General features: G+C 68.9%; 4 protein-coding genes. All 4 read left to right on the top strand.

All coding sequences use genetic code 11. The features are described from left to right. Window positions 1-666: FliH/SctL family protein (locus B2W70_RS09215; protein ID WP_286745051.1), on the top strand; the 666-nt coding region annotated here is incomplete at its 5' end. Continuing rightward, a complete protein-coding gene (gene fliI, locus B2W70_RS09210; RefSeq protein ID WP_286745048.1) occupies window positions 663-2,093 on the top strand; it encodes a flagellar protein export ATPase FliI in 1,431 nt (476 codons plus the stop codon). The genes B2W70_RS09215 and fliI, both read left to right, overlap by 4 nt. A gap of 24 nt (window positions 2,094-2,117) precedes the next feature. Further along, the gene (gene fliJ / locus B2W70_RS09205; RefSeq protein WP_286745045.1) at window positions 2,118-2,600 is read left to right on the top strand and encodes a flagellar export protein FliJ; all 483 of its coding nucleotides are present in this window, start codon (window positions 2,118-2,120) and stop codon (window positions 2,598-2,600) included. A gap of 13 nt (window positions 2,601-2,613) precedes the next feature. Next, window positions 2,614-3,462, top strand: an 849-nt coding sequence (locus B2W70_RS09200) for a hypothetical protein (RefSeq protein ID WP_286745043.1), incomplete at its 3' end; no start/stop codon positions are given.

Raw genomic sequence — 3,462 nt, 5'->3', positions numbered from 1 at the left:
CCGCCCCCGCCGCCCGCTCCCAACGTGGATGAGTTGGTGAACAAGGCTCGCCAGGAGGGCTACCAGGACGGCTACCGCAATGGCCTGGCCGCCCTGGAGAGCTACAAGCAGACGCAGGCCGCGCAGATGGCCGCGCACATGAGTGACCAGGTCGGCGCGCTGGCATCCGACTTTCACCAGCGCCTGGAGTCGCTGGAGCAGCAGTTGGCCGGCCGCATCGCCGGGGTGGCGCTCGAGCTGGCCCGCCAGGTGGTTCGCACCGAATTGAAGATCCACCCCGAGCTGGTGGTGGACGTGGCCGAGCAGGCCTTGGGCGCCTTGCTGGCCTCGGCCCGTCAGGTGATCGTTCGCCTGCACCCCGAAGACCATGCCATGGCCTTGCCTCACCTCAGCGAGATGCTGAGCGCCCGCGGTGCCCGCATGGTGCCCGACGTGACGCTCAACCGAGGTGGTTGCGTGGTCGAGTCAGACATCGCCGTGATCGACGCGGCCATCGAGGCCCGCTGGGACCGCGCCGCCGCCGCCATGGGCTACGAGGCCCCTTGGCACGATGGCCACGAGGCCCACAGCCTGGCCGATGCGCACCCCATCCGAAACCTTGACGAAGAAGACGCCGATGCCTGGCCGGATGCCCGTCGCGCACCGAACGAGGAGGACCCCGCATGAACATGCCCATGAGCGCCCGCACCGACGTGGCGATGGACCGCTGGAACCGCTTCCTCGATGACTTGGACGCCTGCGCCAGCACCCGCATGCCCTTGGAGAACCAGGGCAAGCTGGTGCGCCTGTCGGGCCTGGTGCTCGAGGCCACGGGCCTGCGACTGCCGGTGGGCGCCGTCTGCGAAATCCACTCCGAGACGCGCCTGGAATCGACGCCCGTGCTGGCTGAGGTCGTGGGCTTCACCGGCGACCGTGCCTACCTGATGCCGACCGCCGAGGTGCATGGCCTGGCCAGCGGCGCGCGCGTGGTGCCTTGCCCGATCCCGATGAACACCCCTTTGCTGGGTCGACCCAACCACCCCTGGCGCCGCAGCGAAGACCGCACCCGTCACCTGCCCGTGGGCGCTGGCCTGCTGGGCCGCGTGGTCGATGCGCAAGGCGTGCCGCTGGACCGCAAGGGCCCGCTGCAGCACATCCGCAGCGAGCCGCTGGCCCGCCGTGCCATCAACGCCATGGAGCGCGACCCGGTGCGCCTGCCGCTGGACACCGGCGTGCGCGCCATCAATTCGATGCTGACCGTCGGCCGTGGTCAGCGCATCGGCCTGTTCGCCGGTTCGGGCGTCGGCAAGTCGGTGCTGCTGGGCATGATGGCCCGCTACACCCAGGCTGACGTCATCGTCGTGGGCCTGATCGGCGAGCGGGGCCGCGAAGTCAAGGAATTCATCGAAGACATCCTGGGCGAAGAGGGCTTGGCCCGCTCCGTGGTGGTGGCAGCTCCGGCCGACGCACCTCCGTTGACCCGCATGCAAGGTGCCGCTTACGCCACCGCCGTGGCCGAGCACTTCCGCGACCAGGGCCTGCACGTGCTGCTGCTGATGGATTCGCTGACCCGCTACGCCATGGCACAGCGTGAAATCGCGCTCGCCATCGGTGAGCCGCCCGCCACCAAAGGTTATCCGCCTTCGTGCTTTGCCAAGCTGCCTCAGTTGGTCGAGCGCAGCGGCAACGGCCTCAATGGCCATGGCTCCATCACGGCGTTTTACACCGTGCTCTCGGAGGGGGATGATCAGCAGGACCCCATCGCCGACGCGGCCCGCGCCATCCTGGACGGCCACATCGTGCTCTCGCGCGAGCTGGCCGAATCCGGCCATTTCCCTGCAATAGACATCGAACGCAGTGCTTCTCGGGTGATGCACAACGTCGCCGATGGGCAACATATTGAGGACGCGCGACGCTTTCGCCAGCTGTGGTCCAAGTACAGCAAGGCGAGGGACCTGATCCAGCTCGGTGCTTACGTGCCCGGCGGCGACATGGACCTGGACCAGGCGGTGCGCGTGCACCCGCACATGGTGCGCCTGCTGCAGCAGGACATGCACGACCCGGCCTGGCTGGGCGATGCGGTCGGCGAGCTGCACCGCATCGTGGCGGCCTGAAGGTTGTTGAATCGGAGTTGACCCATGAGTGGCATTCAGTCCCTGCTGTTGGTGCTGGAGGCGGCGCAAAAAGAGCGCGATGCGGCCCTGTCGGCCCACGAGGCGGCCCGCAAGTCCCATGAGTCGGCCCGTCAGCAGGCGCAGTCGCTCAACGACTGGCGGCAGGACTACCAAAAGCGCTGGCAGGCGCAGTTCCAGCAATCGGGCGGCGTCGAGATCGTGCGCTGCTATCAGGATTTCATGGCCCGGCTGGGTGACGCGGTGTCCGAGCAGGACCGTCGCGTTGGCAACGCCGAGCAGCAGGTGGCCCGCGCGCGGGCCTTGCTCCTCGAGCGGGAGCGCCGGGTGGCGGCGGTCTCGCAACTGATCGATCGTCGCCAGGCAGAGGCCATGCACAAGCAGGCCCGCCAGGACCAGAAAGCCACCGACGAAATGGCCGCGCGCAGCGTGCGCCTGCAGCAAAGCCTGGGCGCCTCGGCCACAGGCCTGTCGACCGGCGCCATCTGAAGGGGTGAAACACATGGGCAACGCGATCAACAACACCGGCAACCAGGCCAGCAGCGCCGGCCAGCTCACCGACATGCTCTCGCGCATGGCTTCGGGCAAGCAGGGCGACGAATCGGGCTCCGAAAGTTTTGCCCGCTGGATGAGCCAACACCAGGGCGCTCAGCCGAGCAACCTGGCGGCCGCCCAGGCCACTCGGCCCACCACGCTGGCCACGCCGGTGCGACCGCCTGTCGCCAATGCCTTGCCCAACATGGGTGCGCGCCTGCAGGTCGCTCGCGCCAGCACCCCGTCGGCCGCACACGAGCCCGAGCGCGTGGCGTCCAATCAGGGGGCGCGCCAGGAAGCGCGCTCGGCCAAAGCCCGCACCGAGCAGGCAGCCAAGCCAGCCAGCCGTCAGCCTGCATCGAACCAGGCCAAGCCCACCGACGAGGCCCAAGAGGCCGTGCGCAGCGATGCCACCAGCCGCGCCGAGCTGATCGACGACAAGGCACAAGACACCACCCGCTTCACCACCGCCATGGGCGAGGGCGTCGCCGAGGTGCGCGAACTCACGCCCCCCACCGATGTGCAGGCCAACGACTCGGCCAGCATGATGGCCTGGCTGGTCAGCCTGACCCAACCCAGCGCGCCCACCATGCCAGCCGAAGGCTCGATCGATGGCGATGCCTCGGGCGAGGGGACCTTGCAGGACGCCGAACCGGGCCTGACTTTGTTGGGGCAAGACGGGGACAAGGGCGAGAAAGGCCGTGGCCGAGGCCTGGCCCAGGGATGGAGCGTGGGACAGCGCGAGCTGGGCCTGGACACCCGGGCTGCGGCGTCGTCCTCGGCGGCTGCCTTGCAGGTCGACGCCCTGCTGGGGCGT

The organism is Aquabacterium sp. UBA2148 (genome assembly GCF_002328915.1).
Taxonomy (GTDB): domain Bacteria; phylum Pseudomonadota; class Gammaproteobacteria; order Burkholderiales; family Burkholderiaceae_C; genus Aquabacterium; species Aquabacterium parvum.
Note: the sequence above shows the minus strand (reverse complement) of the source record. Positions and strands in the feature narration are given on the sequence as shown.

What these genes read in the sequence shown, in the direction of transcription:
- fliJ (WP_286745045.1), top strand. Translation starts at nt 2,118, where the DNA reads ATGAGTGGCATTCAGTCCCTGCTGTTGGTGCTGGAGGCGGCGCAAAAA.
- fliI (WP_286745048.1), top strand. Translation starts at nt 663, where the DNA reads ATGAACATGCCCATGAGCGCCCGCACCGACGTGGCGATGGACCGCTGG.